This window comes from Orientia tsutsugamushi str. Boryong, from assembly GCF_000063545.1.
Lineage (GTDB): Bacteria > Pseudomonadota > Alphaproteobacteria > Rickettsiales > Rickettsiaceae > Orientia > Orientia tsutsugamushi_C.
Genome location: NC_009488.1, coordinates 16,215 through 42,504, shown reverse-complemented (window position 1 = coordinate 42,504; position 26,290 = coordinate 16,215). Strand labels below are relative to the sequence as shown.

At 31.0% G+C, this 26,290-nt stretch carries 23 protein-coding genes and 6 pseudogenes; 10 read left to right on the top strand and 19 right to left on the bottom strand.

Annotated elements, in window-relative coordinates; all coding sequences use genetic code 11:
* The first annotated feature begins 24 nt into the window (after positions 1–24).
* Positions 25–999, top strand: coding sequence for an Rpn family recombination-promoting nuclease/putative transposase (locus tag OTBS_RS00200; RefSeq protein ID WP_011944250.1), 975 nt, complete (start codon positions 25–27; stop codon positions 997–999).
* Positions 1,000–1,090: 91 nt separating this feature from the next.
* Here OTBS_RS00200 and OTBS_RS00195 read toward each other — a convergent pair.
* The 9 genes and pseudogenes from OTBS_RS00195 to OTBS_RS15600 form a co-directional block, all read right to left on the bottom strand.
* Positions 1,091–1,319: pseudogene (locus tag OTBS_RS00195) on the bottom strand (conjugal transfer protein TraD); the annotation flags it as partial.
* Between the two features lie 90 nt (positions 1,320–1,409).
* A pseudogene (locus OTBS_RS00190) lies at positions 1,410–2,233 on the bottom strand (TraU family protein); the annotation flags it as partial.
* 52 nt (positions 2,234–2,285) lie between these two features.
* Positions 2,286–2,576 (bottom strand): hypothetical protein, encoded by a 291-nt coding sequence (locus OTBS_RS00185; RefSeq protein ID WP_011944249.1) that lies wholly within the window; start codon positions 2,574–2,576, stop codon positions 2,286–2,288.
* Entirely contained in the window at positions 2,576–3,040 is a 465-nt protein-coding gene (locus OTBS_RS00180; protein ID WP_011944248.1) for a TrbI/VirB10 family protein, read from the bottom strand. The genes OTBS_RS00185 and OTBS_RS00180 overlap by 1 nt, the downstream gene beginning before the upstream one ends.
* A gap of 111 nt (positions 3,041–3,151) precedes the next feature.
* Complete coding sequence (locus OTBS_RS00175) at positions 3,152–3,553, bottom strand: hypothetical protein (RefSeq protein WP_011944247.1); 402 nt, start codon at positions 3,551–3,553, stop codon at positions 3,152–3,154.
* On the bottom strand, positions 3,550–4,074 hold the full coding sequence (locus OTBS_RS00170; protein ID WP_232489023.1) for a type IV conjugative transfer system protein TraE: 525 nt from the start codon (positions 4,072–4,074) through the stop codon (positions 3,550–3,552). The genes OTBS_RS00175 and OTBS_RS00170 overlap by 4 nt, the downstream gene beginning before the upstream one ends.
* 26 nt (positions 4,075–4,100) lie before the next feature.
* A complete protein-coding gene (locus OTBS_RS00165; protein WP_011944246.1) occupies positions 4,101–4,436 on the bottom strand; it encodes a hypothetical protein in 336 nt (111 codons plus the stop codon).
* A 91-nt stretch (positions 4,437–4,527) separates the two neighbouring features.
* The gene (locus tag OTBS_RS15610; RefSeq protein WP_050897479.1) at positions 4,528–5,538 is read right to left on the bottom strand and encodes a tyrosine-type recombinase/integrase; all 1,011 of its coding nucleotides are present in this window, start codon (positions 5,536–5,538) and stop codon (positions 4,528–4,530) included.
* A 122-nt stretch (positions 5,539–5,660) separates the two neighbouring features.
* On the bottom strand, positions 5,661–5,813 hold the full coding sequence (locus OTBS_RS15600) for a hypothetical protein (RefSeq protein WP_232488819.1): 153 nt from the start codon (positions 5,811–5,813) through the stop codon (positions 5,661–5,663).
* Positions 5,814–6,973: 1,160 nt separating this feature from the next.
* Here OTBS_RS15600 and OTBS_RS00155 point away from each other — a divergent pair.
* Positions 6,974–7,174 (top strand): hypothetical protein, encoded by a 201-nt coding sequence (locus tag OTBS_RS00155; protein ID WP_041621045.1) that lies wholly within the window; start codon positions 6,974–6,976, stop codon positions 7,172–7,174.
* Positions 7,175–7,468: 294 nt separating this feature from the next.
* A pseudogene (locus OTBS_RS00150) lies at positions 7,469–8,310 on the top strand (DnaB-like helicase N-terminal domain-containing protein); the annotation flags it as partial.
* A 1,186-nt stretch (positions 8,311–9,496) separates the two neighbouring features.
* Here OTBS_RS00150 and OTBS_RS00140 read toward each other — a convergent pair.
* The 6 genes and pseudogenes from OTBS_RS00140 to OTBS_RS00120 all read right to left on the bottom strand — a co-directional run bounded on the left by OTBS_RS00140 (position 9,497) and on the right by OTBS_RS00120 (position 15,403).
* Positions 9,497–10,486 carry a ribonucleotide-diphosphate reductase subunit beta gene (locus OTBS_RS00140; RefSeq protein ID WP_011944245.1) on the bottom strand — a complete coding sequence of 330 codons (990 nt, stop codon included), beginning with the start codon at positions 10,484–10,486 and terminating at the stop codon, positions 9,497–9,499.
* 22 nt (positions 10,487–10,508) lie between these two features.
* A complete protein-coding gene (locus tag OTBS_RS00135; RefSeq protein WP_011944244.1) occupies positions 10,509–12,326 on the bottom strand; it encodes a ribonucleoside-diphosphate reductase subunit alpha in 1,818 nt (605 codons plus the stop codon).
* Between the two features lie 428 nt (positions 12,327–12,754).
* Entirely contained in the window at positions 12,755–13,726 is a 972-nt protein-coding gene (locus OTBS_RS00130; protein WP_080571772.1) for an IS110 family transposase, read from the bottom strand.
* Positions 13,727–14,028: 302 nt separating this feature from the next.
* Positions 14,029–14,445, bottom strand: coding sequence for a tetratricopeptide repeat protein (locus OTBS_RS10050; RefSeq protein WP_050897478.1), 417 nt, complete (start codon positions 14,443–14,445; stop codon positions 14,029–14,031).
* Complete coding sequence (locus OTBS_RS00125) at positions 14,414–14,623, bottom strand: tetratricopeptide repeat protein (protein ID WP_050897477.1); 210 nt, start codon at positions 14,621–14,623, stop codon at positions 14,414–14,416. The genes OTBS_RS10050 and OTBS_RS00125 overlap by 32 nt, the downstream gene beginning before the upstream one ends.
* A 323-nt stretch (positions 14,624–14,946) precedes the next feature.
* Positions 14,947–15,403, bottom strand: a pseudogene (locus OTBS_RS00120) (conjugal transfer protein TraD).
* 293 nt (positions 15,404–15,696) lie between these two features.
* On the opposite strand from OTBS_RS00120, the pseudogene OTBS_RS00115 reads away from it, so the two are divergent.
* A pseudogene (locus OTBS_RS00115) lies at positions 15,697–16,649 on the top strand (MobA/MobL family protein); the annotation flags it as partial.
* 193 nt (positions 16,650–16,842) lie between these two features.
* On the opposite strand, the gene tsa22 reads toward OTBS_RS00115, so the two are convergent.
* Positions 16,843–17,448, bottom strand: coding sequence for a major outer membrane protein TSA22 (gene tsa22, locus OTBS_RS00110; RefSeq protein WP_011944242.1), 606 nt, complete (start codon positions 17,446–17,448; stop codon positions 16,843–16,845).
* Positions 17,449–17,622: 174 nt separating this feature from the next.
* Between tsa22 and OTBS_RS00105 the strand changes: the two genes are divergently transcribed.
* The 5 genes from OTBS_RS00105 (at position 17,623) to trxB (ending at position 23,822) form a co-directional block, all read left to right on the top strand.
* A complete protein-coding gene (locus OTBS_RS00105; RefSeq protein WP_011944241.1) occupies positions 17,623–18,426 on the top strand; it encodes a methyltransferase domain-containing protein in 804 nt (267 codons plus the stop codon).
* A 91-nt stretch (positions 18,427–18,517) separates the two neighbouring features.
* The gene (gene lpdA / locus OTBS_RS00100; protein WP_011944240.1) at positions 18,518–19,945 is read left to right on the top strand and encodes a dihydrolipoyl dehydrogenase; all 1,428 of its coding nucleotides are present in this window, start codon (positions 18,518–18,520) and stop codon (positions 19,943–19,945) included.
* A 330-nt stretch (positions 19,946–20,275) separates the two neighbouring features.
* Positions 20,276–21,637, top strand: a complete 1,362-nt coding sequence (tolB, locus tag OTBS_RS00095; RefSeq protein WP_011944239.1) for a Tol-Pal system beta propeller repeat protein TolB — start codon at positions 20,276–20,278, stop codon at positions 21,635–21,637.
* Between the two features lie 175 nt (positions 21,638–21,812).
* Positions 21,813–22,736: an AEC family transporter gene (locus OTBS_RS00090; RefSeq protein WP_011944238.1), complete on the top strand. Its 924-nt coding sequence runs from the start codon at positions 21,813–21,815 to the stop codon at positions 22,734–22,736.
* A 135-nt stretch (positions 22,737–22,871) separates the two neighbouring features.
* Positions 22,872–23,822 carry a thioredoxin-disulfide reductase gene (trxB, locus tag OTBS_RS00085; RefSeq protein ID WP_011944237.1) on the top strand — a complete coding sequence of 317 codons (951 nt, stop codon included), beginning with the start codon at positions 22,872–22,874 and terminating at the stop codon, positions 23,820–23,822.
* A 25-nt stretch (positions 23,823–23,847) separates the two neighbouring features.
* Here trxB and OTBS_RS13560 read toward each other — a convergent pair.
* Positions 23,848–24,306 (bottom strand): annotated as a pseudogene (locus OTBS_RS13560) (FAD-binding domain-containing protein).
* Positions 24,307–24,371: 65 nt separating this feature from the next.
* On the opposite strand from OTBS_RS13560, the gene OTBS_RS10795 reads away from it, so the two are divergent.
* Positions 24,372–25,195 (top strand): IS5-like element ISOt6 family transposase gene (locus tag OTBS_RS10795; RefSeq protein ID WP_157866275.1). Its coding sequence is split into 2 segments (ribosomal slippage): positions 24,372–24,759 and positions 24,759–25,195, totalling 825 coding nucleotides; the frame shifts between segments, so codons are not numbered across the junction.
* On the opposite strand, the gene OTBS_RS10045 is transcribed toward OTBS_RS10795, so the two are convergent.
* Together OTBS_RS10045 and OTBS_RS10790 are read right to left on the bottom strand one after the other, a co-directional pair.
* The gene (locus OTBS_RS10045) at positions 25,187–25,825 is read right to left on the bottom strand and encodes an FAD-binding domain-containing protein (protein ID WP_050897476.1); all 639 of its coding nucleotides are present in this window, start codon (positions 25,823–25,825) and stop codon (positions 25,187–25,189) included. The genes OTBS_RS10795 and OTBS_RS10045 overlap by 9 nt on opposite strands.
* 178 nt (positions 25,826–26,003) lie before the next feature.
* Positions 26,004–26,258, bottom strand: a complete 255-nt coding sequence (locus tag OTBS_RS10790; RefSeq protein WP_232489022.1) for a deoxyribodipyrimidine photo-lyase — start codon at positions 26,256–26,258, stop codon at positions 26,004–26,006.
* Positions 26,259–26,290 lie beyond the last annotated feature (32 nt).

Sequence of the window (26,290 nt, the reverse complement as noted above, 5' to 3'; positions counted from 1 at the left end):
AAGAATAGAAAATATGAAAAATATATGCATTTATCAAGATTTTTAGATCCAAAGAATGATGTAGCATTTAAAAAGATATTTGGATCAGAAAAAAACAAGGACATACTAATACATTTTCTGAACGATATATTATTGTTTGAAGGGAATAGAGAAATAACAGAAGTAGAGTTTTTAGGTACGATATTAGACGCTGATATAGCGTCCAAAAAAGAATCAATAGTAGATGTTTTGTGTAAAGATAAAAACGGAGCGCAATATATAATAGAAATGCAAGTAGATCCTACACAAGGATTTGAAAAAAGAGCGCAGTATTATGCAGCAAAAGCATATGGTAGGCAACCAAATAGAGGAAAGGAAGGAAAATACTCAGACCTAAAGGAAGTTATATTTATAGCTATAGCAGATTATAAATTGTTTCCAAACAAAGAAGACTATATATCAAGGCATGTAATATTGGATAAAAAGACATATGAGCATGATCTAAAGGACTTTTCATTTACCTTTATAGAATTACCAAAATTTAAAAAAAATAGAGTGGAAGAGTTAAGTGATATAACAGAGAAGTGGTGCTATTTTTTTAAACATGCAAAAGAAACAACATTAGATGGATATCATAAAATAATAGGTGAAGATTTAATAATCAAAAGAGCGTATGAGGCATTAGATCAGTTTAATTGGAGCGAAGACGAACTAATAACCTATGAACAAGAGTTAAAGCGTATATGGGATAATAAAGCAGTAGAAGATTATAAACTTGAACGCGCTAAAGCTGAAGGTATAAAGCTCGGTGAGGCTAAAGGCATAAAGCTCGGTGAGGCTAAAGGTAAAGCTGAAGGTAAAGCTGAAGGTAAAGCTGAAGGTAAAGCTGAAGGTAAAGCTGAAGCAAAAAAAGATTTTGCAATAAAATTATTGAAATCTGAATTATCAGTTGAGACAATTGCTGAATATACGGATTTATCAATACAAGAAGTATTAAATTTAAAAAATAGTGTAAAATAATAATGAATATACAACACGAAATCTTACTTTTGATGTGTTGTATGCTACTTCTATTAGATGCTTTATATCACACTACAAGTTCTATACTATACTAAACATTGAGAAACCTATTCTTTGGCCTCAATGTCCTTAACATGGCCGCACCATTCTTGATGAAAGCTATTCCATTTTAAGCCATGAAGGCGAATGTAGCGCTTAGTGTTTTCATCTGGTTCAGAGGAAAATTTTAAAATCACAGCAGCTTTATTTTGCTGTTCTTTATCAAAAATATCTTTACCGATTATAGTCCAATGATTCTGAACATTTGGATGTAAAGATAGCTGGTTCAAAAAAAAAGCATTAGCATTATTAACAAATAATAAAACTATCAACATCATTACTCTTATAACCATATTCCTCTCTAACCCTTATCAAAGCAAACAGTAATCTCTTTTTCGCCAAATCAAGTAACCAAAATCTTCACCATTAACTGGAAATTCTCTTCCAGCCTGCCATGTAGCTTCTGTTTGGCCTATGCTCTTGCAGGATCTGGTTTCTGGAATCGGATAAGTCATTTGTAGTCGATACTGACTTTTCTTCATAATAGGCATGGGATACTTGCCACATAAGCCTTTATAACCATAATATCCCCATAACATCAGTTGCCTATGCATTCTAGCCATAAACTTACTTACCATTAATACAGATGTTCCAACTCCACCATTATGCGCCGCAGCTGTTCCAGTAAAAGGGTAAAGCATTCCTTGACATTCAGCACACCAAAAAGCATAATCACTTGCTAATAAACCAGCGCTGCAACTCATGCAATCAGCTATACATGCTTGATAAGCAGCTACATTTTGAAACAACAGCGTTTCTGGATTTAAAATCGCAGATTTAGCGTCATCACTCCATAATGGATCAAACTCTGTTAAATATGCTATATCGACTGCAGCCATTTCCAGACAAATAAAATCAAGCAAAATTTCCAGCCAATAAATCACAGGATAGACATACCAATGAATGTGATAAAAAGCACTTCCTTCAGCCTCATCTTTCATGCCTTTTTGAGTAGCACTTCCAAATGACAAACCTCCAAGACTTACCATACACATTGGCGACTTTGTAACATCTACAAGGCGTACTGGCTCCCAAAATCCTACCGGAATATACCAGGTACAGGTATTGGAATCCCTGGCTTAGGACAAAGACATATAAGTCTACCAGAAGCATTAGTATCAGGCATTGAAGTGTTTGTAAAGTACAGAGATATAGTAATTTAACCTATATTATCACATAAATCATTTTTAAGTTGCAATATCACTCATTTTTGGTTTTTTAGGTGAAGTGTTAACAACAGCTACACCTTGAACTGCTTTAGATCGCTTACAGTATAGAACACAACGCCTTTTTGATTTAATTTTTGATGTTTCAACTTTCTCAACATTATCAGGGTCAAAAACTCCTTGAGCAGCCATTTTCTTTATTTCATATAAAGACTTACATTTTTGCCCTTTAGGAATTTTACAATCAAAATTACTTTCGAAAAAGAAGCTTGTTAGGCTCATACAGCCCAATAGCAATAATAAAAACTTCATTATAAATGCTCCTCTAACTTTTGTGATTGGTCGAATTTATTATGCAAATTAACTTTTTCATTGTTAGTTGATTGTGAATAAGTTAAATTATGTGGCTTCTTCTTGTGCTCACGTAAGTCAAAACCTTTTTTAAATACAACATCGATGACTCTACCTGACGCAATAAGAACGACTGGGCTCATAGAATCAGCTTGTTTTATAGCAAAATCAGCTAGCTTATCAAAAGCATTACTAGCTCCAGAGTAAGCTCCAGACTGAAGCGCATCTCCAATCTGAAACTCTTGTTGTTGATGACCTCCAGCTACTAGGTTTAAAGTTGGTAGCATATCAGGTTTAATAGCCTTAGCTTGTAGAAACTTAGCAATATTGCTAAATACTCCATTTAATGCAGCCATGCTTGCTATGTTAGACGATTTATCTACCACGATTCCTTTAATTCCAGAACGTCCATCTTCACCTATCAACCAGCCTTCCGCCTTGTTTTCAATAATATCTCCATAATGAAATTTTACTTTGAAGCAGTTTTAATATGCTTGATGCTGAGCTTAACAAGCTTTAAAGTAAAAACTAGCATTTTAAGCTAATTTTATTTTTCCTTTTGAATTATCCTTTTCAGCTTCTTCTGTAGCAGCATTAATAAGCGTTACATGGCTTGGAGTTTTTGGAGTAAAAGTTAACATTAAATCTTGAATTGTTTTGTGTTCTCCTATTACTGTTAAATAAAGCTTCTTTTCTTCTTCTCGTGGAGCAATAAACAAACATCCAGACTCATGAACTACAACTTCGGCTGCATTTTGAGGATACATAAAAATATCATTGATTTTTTCATCTTTAAGATTAATTCTTGTTGGCCCACTATCAGAAATCTCAAGCTTCAGCAAATTATCAACTTCTAACTCATATTCTACCGCATATACATCACTAAACTTGACTAAAGCAATAAACCCTATCATAAACCTCAAAATTCTAATACTCATTTTTTTATTCCATTCTCTTTAACGCCAGTTAACAACAAAAGGTAATTAGGACTTCGCTTGTAAGTCAAAAGGTAAGTCTTATCGACAGCTATATGTTTACTATCGCTAAACCAATAACGAAGCGTTCCACTAATTAATACTCCATCCTTTATCACTTCAACCTTCTTCGGAAAAAAGACTGAAGACACATTTGAGCCTTTAACAAATTGCAAGTGATCATGAAAAAATTTATTTAAAGATTCAGTATTACTAGATGCAACTTTCATGTCTGCTATTTGTCTTTCTACCTCATTTGGAGAAGTAGTAAATAAGAGTTTCGTTACATAAATTGCCCATTCCTTTAAATAGGTTTCATGGTAATTTTTTGATGAAACCATCATTTTACGATCAGGCTCCATTGCTGGAATTAATAACCACTTTTCTTCTTTGGTAATTGCAGCCATTATCGCAATTATATTAGCTGCAGCTAGCAATATAGTTACTGAAAGTAAGCATTTATTATATTTAACCAGCTCTTGTATAGCATTTTACTTAAAGAGATGATTCATTACTTGCCAACTTTTTTGCCCAAAAGCCTTGGATATCCTAATGGAGCTGGCAATAAACCTTTAGCTACTAAAAAACTTTTTAGCAAAAAATTCTCAGATACCTTCTTAATTTTCTTAAAGCAATAACATAGAGCAATTCCTCCAACCATAAAGGCTAGGCCTAATTTAGCATGCCTGCTGTTTAGTAGTACAATTCCTGGAGCTACTCCAGCTAGCACTACTCCCCATTCGTCAATGCTCAAACCCATATACTTCAACGGCCTCGATAATGCCCAACATAATTTTTGATTTTGTATAATTACCTTCAGCCTCAATTGTAGCATGAGATTTCTCATTCTGCTACTGCGATTTTCAAAAATTTACAAAATCTAATGTAGAGTAACTACTTAGCTAAGTTGTTGTCAATTTTTCTTCTCCGCAACTTAATTATGGCACTATTCCAGATAGTATCTCGTTCAAACAAACATTGGTACCGAATATACTCAGCATATTTTCGACAACTTTATTTGTAGCAATTGTTGCCTTATCTAAACTATGTATAGTATAAATTTTAGTTATATTAGTATTACTATGTCCTAATATTTGAGATATTGTATCTAGTGTTTCACCATTATTTTTCATCCAAGTTGCAAACGTTCTTCTAAGATCATGTATTGTTACATTCTGTATTCCGGCTTTTTTTCGAATCTTAGCCCATGCTCGATGCATTGTTGAACTTGATATGTGTTTACTATTGTCTGCTGAACTTGGCAATACCCATTCACTTTTTGAGCATAGTTTTCTGGTTTGCAATACTTCTATTAATTTATCAGCTAACCCTATATATAGAGTTTTACCATTTTTACTCTTAGTTTTTGGTATACACCATATTTTTTCGCTAAGGCTTATCTCGTCCCATCTCATTCCTGATACATTACTTTTACGTGCTGCAGTGAATAAACTTATAAATGTAAAAATTTTTCCTGATCGTTCTGCTCGCTTTTGCGATTCTGTTAATTGACTATTTCCCTTTTCTTTTAGCACGGCCATAAGTCTTCTCATTTCTTCATTTGTTACATATCTAGATCTTGATTCTTGCTTGTGCCTTTTTATTCCACATACAGGATTCTTTTCTAATAATCCCCACTCTATAGCCTTATTAAATATAGGGCTTAACAGTTTTAGAATACTGTTTGCTGTTACATAGTGTTTCTTTGCTGTTTTTTCGTCAAAAAGCTTCTGAATATCTTCTTTGGTAATCTCAGATATCTTTGTATTGTATAAAGATTCTAGATATCTCTTTACTCTTTGAGCCATTATTTTCCAACTTTTATGATAAAGACTACTATATTCAGTATATTTTACATGCACCTGTCCGAATGTTAGTTCATTCTTTAATTTAAGCCTCTTCTCTCTTTTTTCTCTTCTTTCTTTATTTATCTTCCGTCTTTCATCCATTGGATTTATTCCTTTAGCAATATCACTTTTTAACTGCTGTATCTTTTTTCTAGCTTCTGCTACCGTTAGATCTGGAAAATCTCCTATTTTTATTTTTTATAATACATGCCATTAATGTTTATTCATAAATATAGTCTTCTAAATCCAGTATATGATATTATAAACAGTAAGTTCCTTTGTGTTATATCTCTAAACTTGATTATTTTTTCTTCTTTGGTTGGTACTTTTATTTTATTTAATGCTGCTTGTGTAAATTTAAATACTTTTACTGGCATATTTATCACCCTTCATTAATTTAAAATTGAAGTAATTAAATAATAACTTATTAATTTTTAAAATTAGCTTAAACTTATAGTCTGTAGTATGGTTTTTATTGAATAGCAAATACTTTTGTAAAAATAAAAAATATTTTTAAGCGACGTTATCAATTGAAGGTTACTCTAAGCTTATCAACTATAAATTCAAGTTGCTGGATTAAAAATTAGCACTTCAACTAGCCAAATATTAGACATAAATTTACGTTATATTTCCGCAATTAACATCAAGATATTATTGTCATATTGACAAATAATATTAATACAGCTACAGTTAAATTCATGTATCAACTCAAACGAGAATAAACTACATAGCAGATTTTATAAAGCTTATAAAGCTCATAATAGCTCTTAATCTAACTTATTTCTTCTAGTTAGTTAAATCATCTTAAACATGAAAGGTACATGATTGTTTCCCTCTTACGTTCTTACTTTTCTGTTAACCCTTCGCTCCACCCACATTACTAGATTTCATCACTACTATGGCTAACTCAGCCATCCTTACACCATCTCCAAAGCCTTATGTTTCACCACTTGTACTTTGAATACTTACTTAATTACGTAAGAGTTATAAGGACTTCTCAAGTTGTGTCATTAATCTTTACAAACTCGCTGACGCCTGCGACCCCGGTGGTTGAAAATTTTTGGATTTTTACTAGTTTGACCTCCAATCTTCTTTTGCCTACTATGTGCTAGAACATATCGGCTTCCACTACATCTCACTTTCAGGGCTATCACGTTCACCATTTGGTTTCGGCTCGAATGTTTCACTGTCTACGCTTTACTACTGTCGTTACCTTCAGCAGCACAAGACTCGCTATATGGTGGATCTAGCTTCTCCTTCCATAACTGGACTTTCACCAGTAAGATTAATTCACCTTTTCTTGACGCACCAACTATATCTCTTAATATTAAATACCGTGATAAGAATCAAGAAAAGAAATAATAATTTTATAAAAAAGATGTAAGTTTTTATAAAATTATTATTTCTGATGGATTGAAACATTAAGATTAAAAGGAGAATTATTCTTCAAGACACAATAAATAATATGTAATAACATGATCTATAGGCAAAAATCGGTCTTCTAAGGCAGGATGCAGGTTTTATTGAAGTTGAAAATATGACAATAATTAAAGACAATGTTAAGTTACGTAATGTACCTTACATAAAACTTCTAAAAAATTTTCAGCACTATAGTGAAAAAGGAAAAGAAGAAAATATAGCCTTATCAGAAAAAAATTTCGCTCCAACAATGAAAGAAATTTCAGGTCAACCTGAAACTTTTTTCAGGGACATATATAGATATATAAAAAAAATCTAAAATATCTAGATCTACTGAAGGTGAGTTAGTAGAGAATAAAAAAAAATGAAAATGAAGAACAAAATTTTCAAAATGTTGATGATTTTGAAAATGATGCACAGATTTTAACTAAAAATTGTAATCAAGGCATTGAATCAATAATAACAAATATTCTCAAGTCAAAGCTAAAACAGGATTTGCTGATAGTTGCATTAGAAACAACTGTATGCAAGGTCTTGAATATGCTTTTAAAGCTCAGGGATTTTCTTTTGAGTTAGTTAAGTTTAGTAATTGTAATAAAATTTAAAGAGTGATATGGAAAAAGATCTTGCAAAGATTGCTCCAAGTAATATTCAGGCAGAGCAAATGATACTTGGAGCAATTCTGATTAACAATCGTGCGCTATATAACATTAACGAATTTTTACTGCCTGAACATTTTTATGAACCATTACATGGTAAAATATATAAGTCAATTAATCTCATTATTAGTAAAGGAATTAGTGCTACTGTAATTTCGCTCAAAAATATGCTAGGCAATGAACTCGCATTTGAGGAAATAGGTGGAGTGGATTATCTAGTTAAACTTACAACTTAGCATTAAGTATAGTTAATGTTAATGAGTACGGCAAAATAGTATATGATCTCGCACTGCGGCGTTATTTAATTGAAATTAGAGAAAAAATAGTAACAAATGCATATTCTTCTACTTTAGCAGATTCAGCTATAAGTCAGATCGAAACTGCTGAATCTCAATTATATGATCTAGCTTCAAGAGGAACTTTAAGTCAAGGATTTATAAAATTACAAACTTCAATTGAAGAATCATGGACATCAATTTCATCTGCTATTAAAAATAAAAACTCTATTAACGGTATTAGTAGTGGACTACTGGATCTCGATTCAAAGCTTTGAGGATTTAAAAATTCTGACCTAATAATATTAGCTGGCAGGCCATCAATGGGTAAAACTGCTTTAGGAGTTAACTTAGCAATAAATGCTTGTAAATATTTTCTTACTCAAAAAAATACTAAAGATAATGTACCATCAGTTGGCTTCTTTTCTTTAGAAATGTCATCTCAGCAAATCTCTACTCGAATTCTTTCTATAGAATCTGAAATTAATAGCTCTGCATTATTTAACGGTAAAATAGGTGAAAATGCTTAATTCATTTGCTAACACTTTTGCTATATAGTTTAGAACTGATGCCTTACAGCCAAAATGATAATTCGAATATTGATCTGCTAGCTTTAAGTAATTTGTTGATAAAGTATATGTTAAAAGCTCTATCAGACTTGTGTTGCAGTGCAACTGCATCTTCTGGTGTTAGTGGGTAAAACTTTTCTAGCCTGTACCTTTTGAACCATTCTTTTTTACCATTCGAAGACTTGAGAATCTTTGTTATTAGTGATTCAATGTCTTGATTGCAATTTTTGGTTGAAGTTTGTATATCATTTTCAAAATCATCAACATTTTGAAAATTTTGTTCTTCATTTTCATTTTTTTTATTCTCTACTAACTCACCTTCAGTAGATCTAGATATTTTAGATTTTTTTATATATCTATATATGTCCCTGAAAAAAAGTTTCAGGTTGACCTGAAATTTCTTTCAGGTTGGGATGAAATTTTTTTTCTGGTAATGCTATATTTTCTTCTTTTCCTTTTTCACTATAGTGCTGAAAATTTTTCAGAATTTTTATGCAAGGGACATTACGTAACTTAACATTGTCTTTAATGATTGTCCTATTTTCAATTTCAATAAAACCTGCATCTCTTAATTCTACTAAGCATTGCCTAACTCTTCTTTGACCAACATTCAGCTTATGATAACTTTCCTGTAATTCATCTATATCTTTGTTGTAATAGATATGTAGTCTAAATACTATAAATGATAAAAGCTGTTTAGATGTTTTGCTTAATGCTTTTCCATTATCTCCACTTAGCTTTCTCCATTCTGGCGGAATGATATTTCCAATAAAGTTATAAAATATTGTGTCATTATTGTTACTATTTTTTTTAAAAATATTACAACTATTAGTTAAAAAAATCGAATACTACAGGTCGCATTTTTCATCTCCAAAAATACAGCTATAGTAGGTGTTTTAGACAATAATTTTTTTACAAATTACCATCAAATTTTTGTTCAAAAGGTTGAAAATAGGTTGAAAAAAATTTTTATGCCAAACCTATATAAATCTTCATACTGATACTATCTGCCTTAGAAGACCAACTTTGCCTATAGATCATGTTATTACATATTACGTTCCCAAAGACTGAATATAGTGTACAGCTATATAAAAACAAATAATGTGCTAATAATATTGAATGTTAGCTATAACAGTACTTATCCTGTAGGCAGATTATTATTATCTATCTTAGCAAATACTTCATCCCATGATCCAGTAGTAGCACTTCTAGTATATTCAGTAACTCTATTTTCAAAGAAATTGGTATGTTCTACTCCATTTAGGATTTGATCAAGCCATGTTAAAGGGTTTTGTTCAATTAGATAATTTTCTTTTAACCCAAGTTGTAATAACCGTCTGTCAGCTATATAACGAATATATTTTTTGACATCTCTAGCCTCTAACCCCTCAACTCCACCAACTTCAAAAGCTAAATCAATAAACGCATCTTCGAAATGAATAATAGTACAGCATGCCTCATAAATTCTACTTTTTAACTGTTCTGTCCAAACTTCAGGATATTCTTGAATAAAGGTTTTAAATAACGTAATAATAGAATTAGTGTGTAATGTTTCATCTCTAACTGACCATGTAATAATTTGGCCCATTCCTTTCATTTTGTTATATCTTGGAAAATTTAGTAAAATAGCAAATGAAGCAAATAGTTGAACACCTTCTGTGAAAGCTCCAAAAACCGCTAAAGTCGTAGCAATTTCTTCTTTATTATCAACATTAAACCGTTGCATGTAATCATATTTATCCTTCATTGCTTTATATTTCATAAATGCCTGATATTCTGTTTCAGGCATGCCAATAGTATCTAACAGATGTGAATATGCAGCTATATGAATAGTTTCCATATTTGAAAAAGCAGATAGCATCATTTGTACTTCAGTTGGTTGAAATACTCTAGCATAGTGCTTCATATAACAATTGTTCACCTCTATGTCTGCTTGAGTAAAAAATCGAAAGATTTGTGTTAGTAGATGCTTTTCTCCTGGAGTTAAGTTATATTTCCAATCCTTGATATCATCAGCTAATGGAACTTCTTCTGGTAGCCAGTGAATTTTTTGCTGAGTGTGCCATGCTTTATATGCCCAAGGGTATGAAAATGGCTTGTAAATTGGTCGTGCATTAAGTAGTGACATTGTTCTCTTTCCTAAATTATAATTACTGGCATGCCAAGCATTCATCGTCGTTATTACTTGTTGCTAGCTGTTCTTTATCTGTTAATTTTGCTAATTCATCAATTGTAGTAACCACATGTGAAACCTTTTCTGCACGCTGAATAGAAGTAGATCTACAATAATATAAACTTTTTATGTTTTTTTTCCAGGCATCAAAATGTATATCATGTAATAATTGTTTACTACAATTACCTGGTAGAAATATATTAAGTGATTGAGATTGTGAAATATATTGTGTGCGATCAGCTGCTAATTCGATCAACCAACGCTGATCAATTTCATAAGCAGTTTTATATACTTCTTTTTCATGATCAGATAAAAAAGTTAAATGTTGCACTGAGCCTTCATGAGTTGCGATTGAAGACCAAACTTGGTCATTATTTAGTCCTTTAGACTCAAGTAATTTTTCCAAATTCTTATTTTTGATTGAAAATGATCCAGTTAAAGTTTTCTGAGTAAAACTGTTAGCAGCGTATGGTTCAATGCCTGGTGAAGCATTATTAGCTATTATTGAGATTGAAGCTGTAGGGGCTATTGCTGTTTTATAGCTAAATCTTTCCTGTATATTGCATTTTTGAGCATCAATACATGCTCCACGCTCCTTAGCTAGCACTACAGACATGTTATCTGTCTGTAATTTTATATGCTCAAATATTTTTTTATTCCAGACTTTAGCCATTACAGAAGCGATGGGTATATTATTAGCTTGTAACAGTGAATGAAATCCCATTACTCCAAGCCCTATACTACGTTCATGCATAGCAGAATATTTAGCATTAGACATTGTATTTGGAGCCTTATTAATAAAATCCTCAAGTACATTGTCTAAAAATTTTATAATGTCTGGTATAAAATGTTCATTACTTTGCCATAGTTCAAAATATTCTAGGTTTAATGATGATAGGCAGCATACTGCTGTCCTAATGTTATTTGTATAATCACGGCCAGTTGGTAGAGTTATCTCACTACATAAATTAGAGGTTTTTACCTTTAATCCTAATTTTTGATGATGCTCAGGTAAAGATTTATTGACTGTATCAATGAATAGAATATAAGGCTCTCCAGTTTCAATTCTAGTTGTTAAAAGTTTAACCCATAAATCTCTAGCTTTAACTGTATTAATGATTCTATTATCATAAGGGCTAATTAAATTCCATGACTCATTTTTTTCAACAGCATGCATAAATTGATCAGAGATTACTATCCCGTGGTGAATATTTAATGACTTACGATTAGAATCTCCACCTGTGTGTCTTCTGATATCAATAAACTCTTCTATTTCTGGATGAGAAACTGGCAGATAAACTGCAGCACTGCCGCGTCTTAAAGATCCTTGTGAAATAGCAAGAGTCATAGTATCTTGAACTTTGATAAATGGGATAATTCCAGAACTATATCCGTTTTCGCCAATTTTTTCATTAATAGATCGAACATTACCCCAGTAGCTTCCAATACCACCACCACGTGATGCTAACCAAACATTTTCAATCCATGTATTAACTATTCCATGAAGGCTATCTTCTACTTCATTTACAAAACAAGATATTGCCAATCCTCTATTAGTACCTCCATTGCTTAATATAGGAGTGGCTGGTAAAAACCAATGTTGGCTCATATAGTCGTACAATCTTTGAGCGTGGGATTTATTATCAGCGTAATAACTTGCTATCCTTACGCATAAATCTTGGAATGTTTCACCTTTAAGTAGATATCTGTCTGCTAGAGTAGCCTGACTAGAAGTAGATAGTAACTTATTCCGTTCATTATTGATTTTTATATTAAATTTTGGTGAGCTTGTCATATCAAAATAACTTTAAAATTTTGTAAATTTATAAAAATATACATATTATATATATTATTGCTTCTATCAAATGTAACTTTTAATTGTTTAGCAACCATAGCTTTTTACCTTGTTCTTTGGATGAAAGTACTGGTTGCCAGGTTTGTTTTTACTGCTGGATAGCTCTATTTTATTTTTGCTTAACATCATTAAACCATTTTATTAACATAATAAGTTATTATTGAATCTATTCAATCTAAAAAGCTTAAGATTTAATGCAATTTTTAAATCAAAGATTGCATTACTAGCTACTAACCTAGTAAATTAAAACTATAAAGCGCTTCTTATAAACGATATTTTTTGTTGTATAAGAGACACTAGATATAGTGTTAAAAATCAAGAAAAGAAATAATAATTTTATAAAAAAGATGTAAGTTTTTATAAAATTATTATTTTTGCTGGATTGAAACATTAAGATTAAAAGGAGAATTATGCTTCAAAACGCCATAAATAATATGTAGTAACTTACGCATAGCAGCAGTAAGGATAAGCATTTTGGGTTTACCAGTGTTAGATAAACGTTGAGAAAAATGCTTGATAATACAATTATGTCTTAAGGCAGACATAGCAGGCATATAAAAAGACTTACGTAGATCTGAATTACCAGTTCTAGAGATTCTACTAGCGCCACGCACAGAACTACCAGATTGACGATGCTTAGGATTAAGACCTACAAAAGCTACAACTTGTTTAGCAGAACTAAATTTCTCAATATCTGCTAAAAAAGCCAGAACTATAGCTTGTGTTTTTGCTCCTATACCTGGTATTGATTCAAGTAACATAGCTTTATTATGAAGATCTTTGTTATTTTTAATATGGTCATTGATTAGTTGTTCAATTTCTTTAATTTGCGTTTCAAGAAATTTAATATGCATTTGAATATTATTAGCAATTGCTTTAGAAGCTCCTTCTAATCTATTTGTTTCTTGTGTTTTATGCTTAATTAAAACATTCAAGTGATTAACTAGCTGCTGTAGTTCTTGAATATAAATGGGCTGTGGATACCATACTTCCGGTTTCATTGCTTTGCAAAAATCTGCTATTATTAATACACTGTCTGCTTTATCTGTTTTTGTACGACTAAGTTTACTCATTGCAAAACCTTTAATACGTGCAGGATTTACTACGCTCACTTTATAACCATAATCGTACAGATATTTAGCCAAGTTTTTCCAGTAGATACCTGTTGCTTCCATACAAACATGTCCACTTCCTCTGCTTTTTAACCATGTTACTAATTTGTTAAACCCTTCAGAACTATTATTAAATTTTCTTGTTTGAACTTTATTATTAATTAACACAGCTGCATCAAATGTCTCTTTAGAAATGTCAATTCCTACAACTATACTATTCATAATCACCAAATTTTATGTTAAATATCTCAAAACCAAACTTGTAAATACAGGCTTTTTTGCCTAAGAATACCGTCCGGTTTTTAGTTAAAAAAGCTAGTTACTTATCTAAAAATTCAGGCTATTAGCCTTAGGAACACTACTGTATACTAGCTTTCTTTTGTGCTATTGCTATAATCTTTTATTTTATTGCAATTTCACTTATTTTTATCATACAAGGAATACTTTTTGATATAGTCTATAATTAATCTAGAGTAATAAAACATTCTTAGCTTATGAACATCTGATTCTATGTGCCTTGATTCTAAAAATTAATCAGTTATGATGCGGAGATTGCTTTTTTTAATTTTTTTTGCAAGTTCATTTGCTAACTTGTATGCATACACATTATCAGAATCATATTTGATAGCCAGGTTATAACTTTCCATTGCTTCTTGATGTCGCCCCAATTCATTCAAAGCAATTCCTTTATTATTGTAAGCGTCTGAAAAATCTGGTTTATACTTAATAGCTAAATCAAAATTCTCTATTGCATCTTGATATTGTTCTAGTATATATAAAGCAGTTCCTTTATTATTGGAAGCATTTGAAGAATCTTGTCGATACTTCTTAATAGCTTGATCATAATTTTCTATAGCTTCTAGTAGCTTTTCCAGCTTTTTTAAAGCATTTCCTTTATTAACATAAGCTTCTGCATCATCTGGTCTGTATCGAATAAGCAGTACCAAAATTCCTTATTGCTTCTTGATGCTGTCCTAATTCCTTTAAAGCAATTCCTTTATTAAAATAAGCTTCTGCATCATCTGGTTGATACTTAATAGCTATATCAAAATTCTTTATTGCTTTTTGATATTTTCTTAACTGAAAAAATGAATTCCCTTTACTAAAATATTTGTTTGCTAGCATATCTTTATCCTGAATTAAATAGTGTTATATGAGCAGATTATTTTGATGCAATAGATGTAACTGTATTAATAATACTGTCATATATTTCATATGATTTAAAAAATTCCCCTTTAAATTTTTGATTAGCTGTGATAATTGCTAAATCAAATGCGCTGTTACAAATTTTCTTTTTTACAGCCTTATTTTTAATACTATCAGAGATTTCATCAAAATTCTTTATTTTTTTTTTATTATTACCATCAGTTATGTTATTCTAAAATTCTTACTCTATATTTTCTATCAGTAGTGATATTGCTAGCTGCGCATATAGTTTGAACTATTATCTAAGACACAAGCTCAAGTTTATACTGAACATTGAGAAGGCCATTCTTTAAGGCCTCAATGTCCTTAACATTGCCGCACCATTCTTGACGAAAACTGTTCCATTTTAAGCCATGAAGGCGAATGTGGTGCTTAGTGTTTTCGTCTGGTTCAGAGGAAAATTTTAAAATCACAGCAGCTTTATTTTGCTGTTCTTTATCAAAAATATCTTTACCGATTGTAGTCCAATGATTCTGAACATTTGGATGTTGTGTTAAAGTTTCTTTTAGTGAAACCAATCGCACCAAATAAAGTGTTTGCTGATAAGTGATCAAGCTTAGCCTTAGCAACTAATCCACCCATTTCGATAAAACGTCGAGTGCGCATTTTACGTTCTTTAATTTTGAGGTTAACCTCATCCATGATTAGCTTAGCCTTTTTTTGCTGAAGAGTAATTTTTTGCTGCATAAGATTTGCCATGTCAGTAATTCAGAAAGATAAAAAAATCAGGCAAGAATATATCAAAATAAAATTCCAGTAAAGAAAAAAACCGCACCTGCCAAACCAACATCAAATAATTATAGTCAAAAAAACGTGAATTCAGGTTAGAAGCTTCATTAAAGAATAAGCTTATACGCAATATGTAAACTTGAAAGTTTACTGCTAAAAAATGAGCACTCATTAGCCGATTGAGTGTTAAAAAAAAGAAGTTTGTGCTAGCAAAATCAAAAAAACCATGCTAACTTAAAACTCAGGTGAGAATTGGTGTTGAGATGGCTATACAGTTTGCAAGGATTGAATTTTTAAGTAGAAGTAAAGGAGGAGATAGTTGTTGTAAGACAGCGTATAATGCAAGAACTATTGTTAAAAATGAGCAGACAAATATAAGGTATAACTTCTCTCGTAAGAAAGATAACGTATATCATACAGTACTGATACCAGCTTATGTAAATCAAAAATTCAAGAATATTCAAACATTAATGAATGAGGTGGAACAGACTGAAAAAAGAAGAAACAGCCAGTTGTTGAATGATATCGTAATAGCGTTGCCAGACGATAAGGAGCTAAATTTAGAAGATAGAATAAAGATTACACATGAAATAGTTGATGCAATGGAATGGGTGCAAAATGGTCTTGGAGTACAGATAGACATTCATAAGCCTCATAGAGGAGATAAAAACTGGCATGCGCACATATTGGTTACTACAAGAAGATTTAGAGAAGATGGAACTGGTTTAGGTGATAAAGCAGTAAATTTAAACCCAAAATGCATAACATTAAGTAATGGCAAAAAGGTTGTTATTCGAGAAGTTGAAATGATTCATGAAATAGTAAAAGAAATAATTAATGCATTTTTCGCTAAATTAGGCTTATCAAATAGAGTTGACGATATCAGTACAGTGCCGCAAAAGCATATTGGGCCTACTAGAATTAGGAGTTTAATTAATGAAGTAGCAAATGAAAGTGAGTTACGTAAAGAGGCTAATTTAAAAATTATTAAGGATGCTAGTTATACCATGATGATGGTGAAAGTAGCAAATATTTTACGACAATTGAGGTTCGAAATGAGGAGACAAGAATAATCAGAATAGCTAATAAAATCAATGATCAGGTTTGATCAGGTTTATTACAACGATATTTACAATCTTAAAAGCGATATAGAAGGTCTAACAAATGTTAGCGAAGAAAACAGAAACAAGCGCTAAGGCATATGTATTATTCTACTATAGCTTTGGGTAAGCAAAAGTATCCTTTATACTTAATTTATTTAATCTTCGTAAAGATTAAACATATTTACTAGATTAATTGAGTTGCAAGTTATTCTAACTTTAAACTTAATTTTTTCTTATATCTATGTTTTTTTCTTTTTTCTTCGCTAACACGCTTAAAAGTATTCTATTCTAGCGTTAGAATACTTGTTATCTTGCTATAGAGTCTTTCTGTTGTGGGCGTGCTGCTGTTGGAGTTGATACACTAGCTGAAGATGATGCTATACTAGCATTATTTTGTAATCCAGCGCTAGCAGCTTGAAGTTTAGCTAATCCTTCTGCTCCTAAAGCTTCTTTTATTTTATCTCCAGGAGAAGAAAAGTGTTTTACTGCTGCTTCTCCAGCTTCAATCATATTGCTCACCCCTTGTGTTATATTTTGAAATCCACTAGTAACAGTTTGTATGCCTGCAGCTACACCCATTATTCCTTTATCTTTCATGCCTGTAAAGGCCTGCATCATTTCTGTGGAAACCTTGACTGCAGTTTGTACAAATTTTACTGCGCTATCTACTAGCTTTGAAAATTCATCACTTGTAATAAAATTCTTTATCTTTAACATCCATTCTTTTAATTTATTCATTGTAGTTTGTTGGGTTTGTTCATCTTTTCCAGTGATATCGCCAATTTGGCCTTGCAGTTCCTTTTTTTCTTTTTCAAGTTGTGATCTTTGTTCAGCTGAAATACTTGAATTTTGCGATGCAGACTCCATTGCTTGATCCATATTTTCTTTGAGTTCTGTTGCTTCTTTACTCATAAAGATAATTCCTTATAATATTAGTAATACTTAAAAATATACTTAAATATTATGCAGTTATCAATAACTAATATTGTTTCAGTTGTATTGATTCTCTATCATATATCATGATTATACATATACTGTATTATCTTGCAAGATATTTCTTTAGTTAGCTAAATATTAAAACAGACTATGAATTATATTTTTAATCGTGAAGCATATAGGATGCAACGTAATATAAAAGTTGCTAATGAAATACATAGCTGTAATTTTTTACTCAACTTCTGTGTAGACGATATAGTGTGCCGACTTAGTCGAATAAATCAACAGTTTAGTAATATTTTGGATTTAGGAGCAAGAAATGGAATTTTAACTAGTAAGCTTAAGAAGCTATATAATAAAAGTAATATTATCGCTTTAGAAATAGCAGAAAATCTTATAAACCAAATTCATGATAATGATATAATGAAAGTAGTTGCTGATGATGCTAATATTCCGTTTTTGAATGAGAGTTTTGATTTGGTTGCCTCATTATTAAATATGCACTGGTTAAATGATTTTCCGATATTTTTAAAGCAAGTGCTACAAGTTTTAACTGGTAACGGCGCTTTTATTGGATGCTTATTTGGTGAAAATACTCTTAGTGTTTTAAGAAAAAAGTTGATAGAAGCAGAATCTATTTTACAGCTACCGCATACTCCGCATATTTCTCCATTTATACGAATTGAGGATGTAGTAAAGTTATTTCAGTTAGCTGGTTTTACTGTAATTGTTGATATTGAAACAATAGAAGTGGAGTATAAAAGCTGTTTAGATTTAATGAAGGAATTAGGTAATATGGGGGAAGCAGCAAAATTTAATCAGCGTCAGTTAGGGGTGCATAAAAAATTATTGCATTTTTTAATGGAGGATCAGTCTCCAATTAGTGAAAAATTTGATATTATTGCGTTTATTGCATTCAAGAATCCCGAATCATTAAGCATTAAGGATCTTTAATGCTATATTTATACTAGACTTTTTATATTACTATCGGTAATTTAAGGTACTGTTGATATTGATTTGTTTTTATTAAATAAAAGAGGACAAAATGCCAGAAAGTTTTGATTTAGTAGTGATTGGCGGAGGACCAGGAGGATACACAGGAGCAATTAGAGGAGCTCAATTAGGCATGAAGGTTGCATGTGTTGATAATAGGAATACTTTAGGAGGAACTTGTTTGAATGTAGGATGTATTCCTTCTAAATTTCTGCTTCATGCGTCTAAAAAATATGAAGATATTAAAGCAGGTTTTGATGATTTAGGCATCAATGTAGGGGCAACAAAATTAAATCTAGCTACTATGTTGAATAGTAAAAACAAAAGAGTACAAGAGTTAGGAAATGGTATTAGTGGATTGTTTAAAAAGAATAAAGTTAGTCATTTTATTGGTACTGGAAAAATTATTAACAGTCATGAAATTTCTGTTCAAACTAGCTCTGGATCTAATACTAGCATTACTAATATTCATGCTAAAAACATATTGATTGCAACCGGATCAGAAATTACTACTTTGCCAGGTATTGAAATTGATGAAGAATATATAGTTTCTTCTACTGGAGCTCTTAGTATTAAATCTGTTCCTAAAAAAATGTTAGTAATTGGTGGAGGATATATTGGCTTAGAGCTAGGTTCAGTATGGCGCAGGCTAGGAGCAGATGTAACAGTAGTTGAGCGTAGTGATAGAATAGCTTCAGCAATGGACAATGAACTTGGAAAACTAACACAACAAGCACTATTAAAACAGGGCATGAAATTTAAATTTAACACTAAAATTATATCAGCTGTAGTGAGAAATCAAACAGTTGATGTTATACTACAATCAGTTAATGGTGATAATATGCAAGAAGAAAAAATTAATGTTGATGTAGTATTAATCTCAGTCGGTAGAAAGCCTTACGTTAGAAATTTAGGTTTAGAAAATATTGGTATAAAGCTTGACAAACAGCATAGTACTATTGAAGTAGATGAGAAATTTACAACTAATATAAAGAATATTTATGCAATTGGTGATGTCATTAAAGGGCCAATGTTAGCGCATAAAGCTGAAGAAGAAGCTATAGCAGCAGTAGAAAATATGACTGGTCAGGCTGGGCATGTTAATTATAATGTTATGCCAAGTGTTATTTATACTTTCCCAGAAGTTGCATCTGTAGGATATACTGAGGAGCAGCTTAAAGAGCTTGGTATTCAATATGTTGTTGGAAAATTTCCATTTTTAGCTAATAGTAGAGCTAAGGTTATATATAATGATGTTACTGGAATGGTTAAAATTTTAGCTCATGCTAAGACTGATTTAATACTAGGAGTTCATATTATTGGCCCTGAAGCTGGTACTTTAATTGCTGAAGCTGCTGTAGCGATGGAATTTCATGCTGCTGCAGAAGATATAGCTCGTACTTGCCATGCTCATCCTACTCTTAGCGAAGTATTCAAAGAAGCTGCGTTAGCAGTAGCTAAGAGAAGCGTTAATTATTAGACTTTCTGCAAAATATTAAAAATAATTAGAGTTATGATTTAAGAAGTTAAAGACATAAAGTACATCATTAAACCTTGTATGTTGCAAACATGTGAAGTGATAATAAGACAAAAGTTATAGCAAGCACCTAAAAGGAAGCTAGTATACAAAAAATCATCAGCATAATACCATTCAAAGAGATAAGTAACTAGCTTTTCTTGAATAATTCAAAAAACATACCGTAGTATTCTTAGGCTAAAATCTTGTATTTACAAGGTTACTTTTGAGTATATTATGGCTATGTAAAATTATTAAGCTTATTGTAAAATTGTATAAATTTAGTATAGTAGAATGATCAATAATTTATCCGTCTCTATGACTAAAGTCCTAAAAATTATATTAACAATTATTATTATCTTATTTAACACTTTATCTATTTTGGCTAATACTACTACATTATCTTCAATTAAAATTACTAAAGGTAACTGTACACAAATTCCAATAGCAATTAATTTTTTTTCTGCCAAGTCAAATGAAGAGCATGACTTATCTCAAAATATTGTATCGATTATTAGTAATGATCTTAATATATCTAAAATTTTTGCTCCTATATCCAGTGATTTATTTATAGAAACTGAACAAGGCGTTGCTCATATACCATTATTTACTGCTTGGAGTCAAATTAATGCTAACATTCTAATTAATGGAGAAATAACAAAAATAGATTCTACAGATTTCAAAGTTACTTTTGTTATATGGGATGTTTTCTCAGCTAAAGAAATTACTAGAAAATCTTTCACATTCCCTTCGCAACTATGGAGAAGTACAGCTCATAAAATAGCGGATCAAATATATAAACATGTTACTGGAAGCAAGGGAAATTTTAATACAAAAATAGTATATGTCTCTGAAAGCAATTCTTCTAACAGAAAAATTAGGAGAATAGCTATAATGGATCAAGATGGAGCTAATCATAACTATATAACTAATGGTAAAAATCACGTTATTACTCCTGTTTTTTCACCTAAGAATAATCAAATACTTTATGTATCTTATCACAATAAAATACCAACAGTACGTATACATGATCTTAATTCTGGAAATAATAAAATATTAGCTAGTTTTAATGGTATCACGTTTTCGCCTAGATTTTCTCCTGATGGTAATAAAATCTTAGTATCTAATTCATCAACCAAAAATGTTACCCATATATATGAAATTAATTTACTTACTGGAAAAATAAAGCAATTAACTAAGGGGCAATCAATAAATACTTCACCTAGCTATTCTCCTGATGGCAGCAAAATTGCTTTCGTATCAGATCGTAGTGGATCAACACAAATATATATTATGAATGATCAAGGTGGTAATATCAAACGCTTAACTTCTCAACCTGGAGCATATACAACGCCAGCCTGGTCACCAACAAATAATTACATAGCATTTACTAAAATTGAAGCAGGAGAATTTAGCATAGGGGTAATAAAATTAGATGGTAGTAATAAAAGAATAATTGCTACAAAATACTTAGTAGAAGGGCCATCATGGGCTCCAGATGGTAAAACTATCATTTTTTCACGGGCTTACAAAGCTACTAAATCAACTTCTACTAAAGTAAAATTATATTCTGTAGACTATACAGGATACAATGAGCGTGAAATTCAGACTCCTGAAAATGCTTCAGATCCTAACTGGTCAAATGAATATGAGTAATATATCGTATGGAAAAACTAAAATTAGTAGTGCACAGAAGCAAGTATATGTAAATTATTTTACTGATTGATATCACATAATTATTTAGTTTTATTGCAGTATAGTCCATGTAAATGATTAAATATATAAACTAAAATTTTATATATTTAGAACTTAATTTAAACCTAGTAGTTAAATGGCTATTTTTAATTTTGTATTCTTTAAAATTATTGCTATTCTACTTAATGTAATTATTGGATTTCTAGCTGGCAAATGGTCAAAAGTAGATCGTGATAGCATAGCTGGATTATTATTCTACTTCATTGCGCCTATTGTATTTTTTTCAATACCAGCACATACAAAGTTAGATTTACATGAGATAAGTATTGCTATAGTAACTTTTGTTATTGCAAGTGCATTATGTTATCTCTCACGCTTAGTTTTTAAAAGGTACTGGCAGGATGCTACTCAGAATATTTTAGCAATGGCTGCAGGAACAGCTAATACTGGTTACTTTATGTTACCAATAGCTGCTAATCTATTTGATGAATACACATTAAGTTTATATATGATGGCTACTATTGGGGTAAGCATCTACGAGTCATCAATAGGTTTCTATATTTGTGTAAAAAGCTTAAAAAATACTCGAGAAAGCATAATTCAAGTATTAAAATTTCCAAATCTGAATGCATTTATTCTTGGATGTATATTCAGTTTAGCTGGTTTAACCTTGCCTAAGTTTTTAGATAGCTTTATTGCAGATATGATAAAAGTCTACTCAGTATTAGGTATGATAATAATAGGGTTAAGTGTATCAAACTTAGTAAAATTTACAGTAGACTCAAGATTTACATTAGCAGCTTTTATATCAAAGTTTATTTTTTACCCTCTAGCTATTAACATCTTCATTATCTTAGACAAAATTACATTCGCTATATACACTACTTCACACTATAATGCATTAAAACTTCTATCTTTAGCTCCAATGGCTGCTAATATTATAGTAATTTCATCAATTATCAAATTTCATCCTGAAAGATCAGCAGCAACAGTGTTATTATCATGTATTTTTGCATTATTTTATATACCATTAATGATTGCTCTAACTCTACAACTATGATATAAATTTTACATATAACTTTTCCTTTTTATTTTTTGAATAGTATAGCTTAATATCATAAGAATTATGGTATTTTAATATTTGCTAATAAAAAATAGTGCATATAAAATTTATAAAAGAATTAATAACATGGTAATGTCACGCAAAGTTAATGTTTTAATTATGGGTTCAGGAGTAGCAGGAAGCACTGCAGCCCTCTATTTAGCTAGATCTCATTCTAATCCAGTATTACTACATGGCAATCAACCTGGAGGACAGTTAATGACAACTCTTGAGGTAGAGAACTACCCTGGATTTAAAAATACTGTTTCTGGACCATGGATAATGGATCAAATGCATAATCAAGTTAAAAAATTTGAAGCAGAAGTTATAGATGATCATATTAAAGCAGTTAACTTTAAAACTTATCCATTTGAGGCTACAGGCAACAAAGCATTATATTATGCTAACAGTGTAGTGATATGCACTGGCGCTCAAGCAAAATGGCTAAATATACCATCAGAAACTACATTTAGAGGATATGGCGTATCTAGCTGCGCAACCTGTGATGGCTTTTTTTTTCGTAACAAAAGAGTAGTTGTTGTAGGAGGTGGCAATACTGCAGTTGAAGAAGCATTACATTTGACTAATCTTACTAGTCAAGTTACTCTAATATATAGAGGTGATGAAAAAAATGGTCTAAAAGCTGAAGCAATATTACAAAAAAGACTATTTAAGAAAAAACAAGAAGGCAAAATTACTATCATTTGGAATAGCACAATTGAAGAAATATTAGGCAATGATAATGGTGCTAAAACTGTAACTGGAGTAAGAATTAAAAACTCTAAGAATAATACTATTAGTACTTTAGAAGTTGATGGTGTATTTATAGCTATCGGACATGCACCTAATACGTCACTATTTACCAATCAACTTGATATGGATTCTTATGGGTACATTATTACAAAACCTAACTCTACTCAAACTAGTATAGAAGGAATATTTGCTGCTGGTGATGTTCAAGATAATAAATATAGACAAGCAGTAACTGCAGCATCTAGCGGCTGTATGGCAGCTTTAGATGTTCAAGATTTTCTAAAAAAATAGAATAATAACTTTATATAATTGTGATTTACTTGCTAAGTAAAGTTTGATGCTGGTTCTTTAACTTTTTTATCTGTTTAAAAAAGTTACTAGATTTATCTTTTGATAATTGATAATCTATTATTGGAGTTAGGTAATTAGGATATTTTTTTGAAAAATGCACGTCATGAATAACCTTAGCAGAAACATGTTCAAGGTTAGGCAAGTATTTTTTTATATACTTTGCTTCGTGATCAAATTTTCTTCCTTGAGCAAAAGGACAAAACATACGGACAAAATGTTCCATATCGGTACCACATGATGCAGCCTATTGCCAACTACCCACATTTGAAGCAAGTTCATAATCCATTAAATATTGTGAAAAAAAATGCTCTCCCAAACGCCAATCAAGAAGTAAATACTTAGTGAAGAAATTTGCAACAATAGTACGTGTAAGATTATGCATCCAACCATCTCTTAATAATTGCTTAATTGATGCATCTATCATTAGACTTCTTTCGAAACTATACAATGATGTAAAATGGTGTTATAAAGATCTGATTTGAAGTAATAATGAAATTAGATCAGATTAAAGAGTTAAAGGATGAAAAATTTCGTCGATTAACAGTAGTAAGGAAGGGAACATTCTCAAAGATGGTGGATATTTTGAGGAAAGCTGATGGTGTTAAGAAATCAAAAGGAGGGCGTAAAAATAAGCTCAATTTGGAGGAACAGTTATTGATGGCCTTAGAATACCTTAGAGAATACCGTACTTATTTTCATATAGGTCAGAACTATGGGATTAGTGAAAGTTCAGCATATAAAGCTGTAAAATGGGTAGAAGACACCTTAGTTAAACACCCAAACTTTGCTCTTCCAGGTCGTAAAGCTCTAATGAATAGCGATATGAATTATGAAGTAGTCTTGATTGATGCTACTGAGAGTCCAATAGAAAGACCCAAAAAAAACAAAAATTCTATTATTCAGGAAAGAAGAAAAGGCATACACTAAAGACTCAAATAGTGGTAGACAAGAAAACACACCAAGTAATATGTACAGATTTTTCTAACGGTAAAAAACATGACTTTAGATTATTTAAGGAATCCAAAATTCTTATCCATCCTAAGATTAAAGCGATTACTGATATAGGATATCAAGGTATACAAAAAATTCACAATAATTCTGCATTACCAAAGAAAAAAAGCAAGAAAAATCCTTTAACTAAAAATGATAAAAAGAATAATCGTAGGTTAGCAGGAGAAAGAGTTGTCAATGAAAACGTTATTGGTATGCTAAAACGGTTCAAAATTATTGCTGACAAATATCGAAATAGACGTAAAAGATTCGGTCTTAGATTTAATTTGATCTCTGGCATTTATAATTTTGAACTACCTTAACCAGTTTCGAAAGAGGTCTATTGGATAACCAGTTTTGCCTTCAGTAAATTTACAATAAATTTCTAAATCCTTCTCCCAAGGTATATTATTACGGTATTTATCTTGAAATTCCTCACTTACAGTATTTGGAAATCTAAAAAGAAAACTTGCATAGAATTCTCTGTGAATTAATCCATCGATCCAGCCTTTTTCTTTCTCAGTTTTACCTATAGCTTCATCTGTGATTAAAGCCTTGCTATCAGCTGCTATAGCCTTAGAAAAACATTCTCTTATTGAGACTAATCCAAATCTTAAATAAGGTGAAATAGTAGTACTACTGCTGTTAAGATATAAAAGGTTTTGGTTAGTACTATTAGTTCTATAACTAGTTATGTTGTTCTGAATAAAATTATTCAAGATATTTTTTGCCTTTATTGGCTGCCAAATGTTATTTTGGTAAGTATAACCAATTTGATTTAATATTTCACTTGCACCATGGTTAAGGTTAATAATTTTTAAATCTAAACTAGATAAATCTATGCTCTCCAATGATACTAATCTAGGATCTAATCTATAATTAGATCCTTCTATACATGAATAATTTTTCCTTAAATATTGTTTAAAAGCAGTATTATATGGACTATATTTCATATAATACTGCTTTTTGTGTGTTACAATAGAACCAGGCCTTAGCAATAAATGATCACAAACTATAGTTCCAATTTAGATTTTCCGTTAAACTCTAAATGACTTATTATTTTTTGATCACGGATAATATTCTCTGGATCATACTCATCATCAGCATAAATTGTTTGAATATTCAATTTCTCTATAAGCTTAGGAATGATTTCCACTGAATTACCATATATAATACCAACAGGTTACCTTCTAATTCTTGTAATTCGCTATTTAGGTTGTAAATAGTATTTGCTAAAAAAGATAGTCGACGATCTAAAGGGTTAGAAAAACTTTGGAGAATAGTAGTATCAAAAATAAAAATAGGTATGATTTTCTTTGAAGATTTTAATGCTTCTGCAAAAGACTTATTATCTTCTAGCCTTAAGTTACGACGTAGCCATACTATAGATATATCTTTTTCATATTCATCACCTTTTA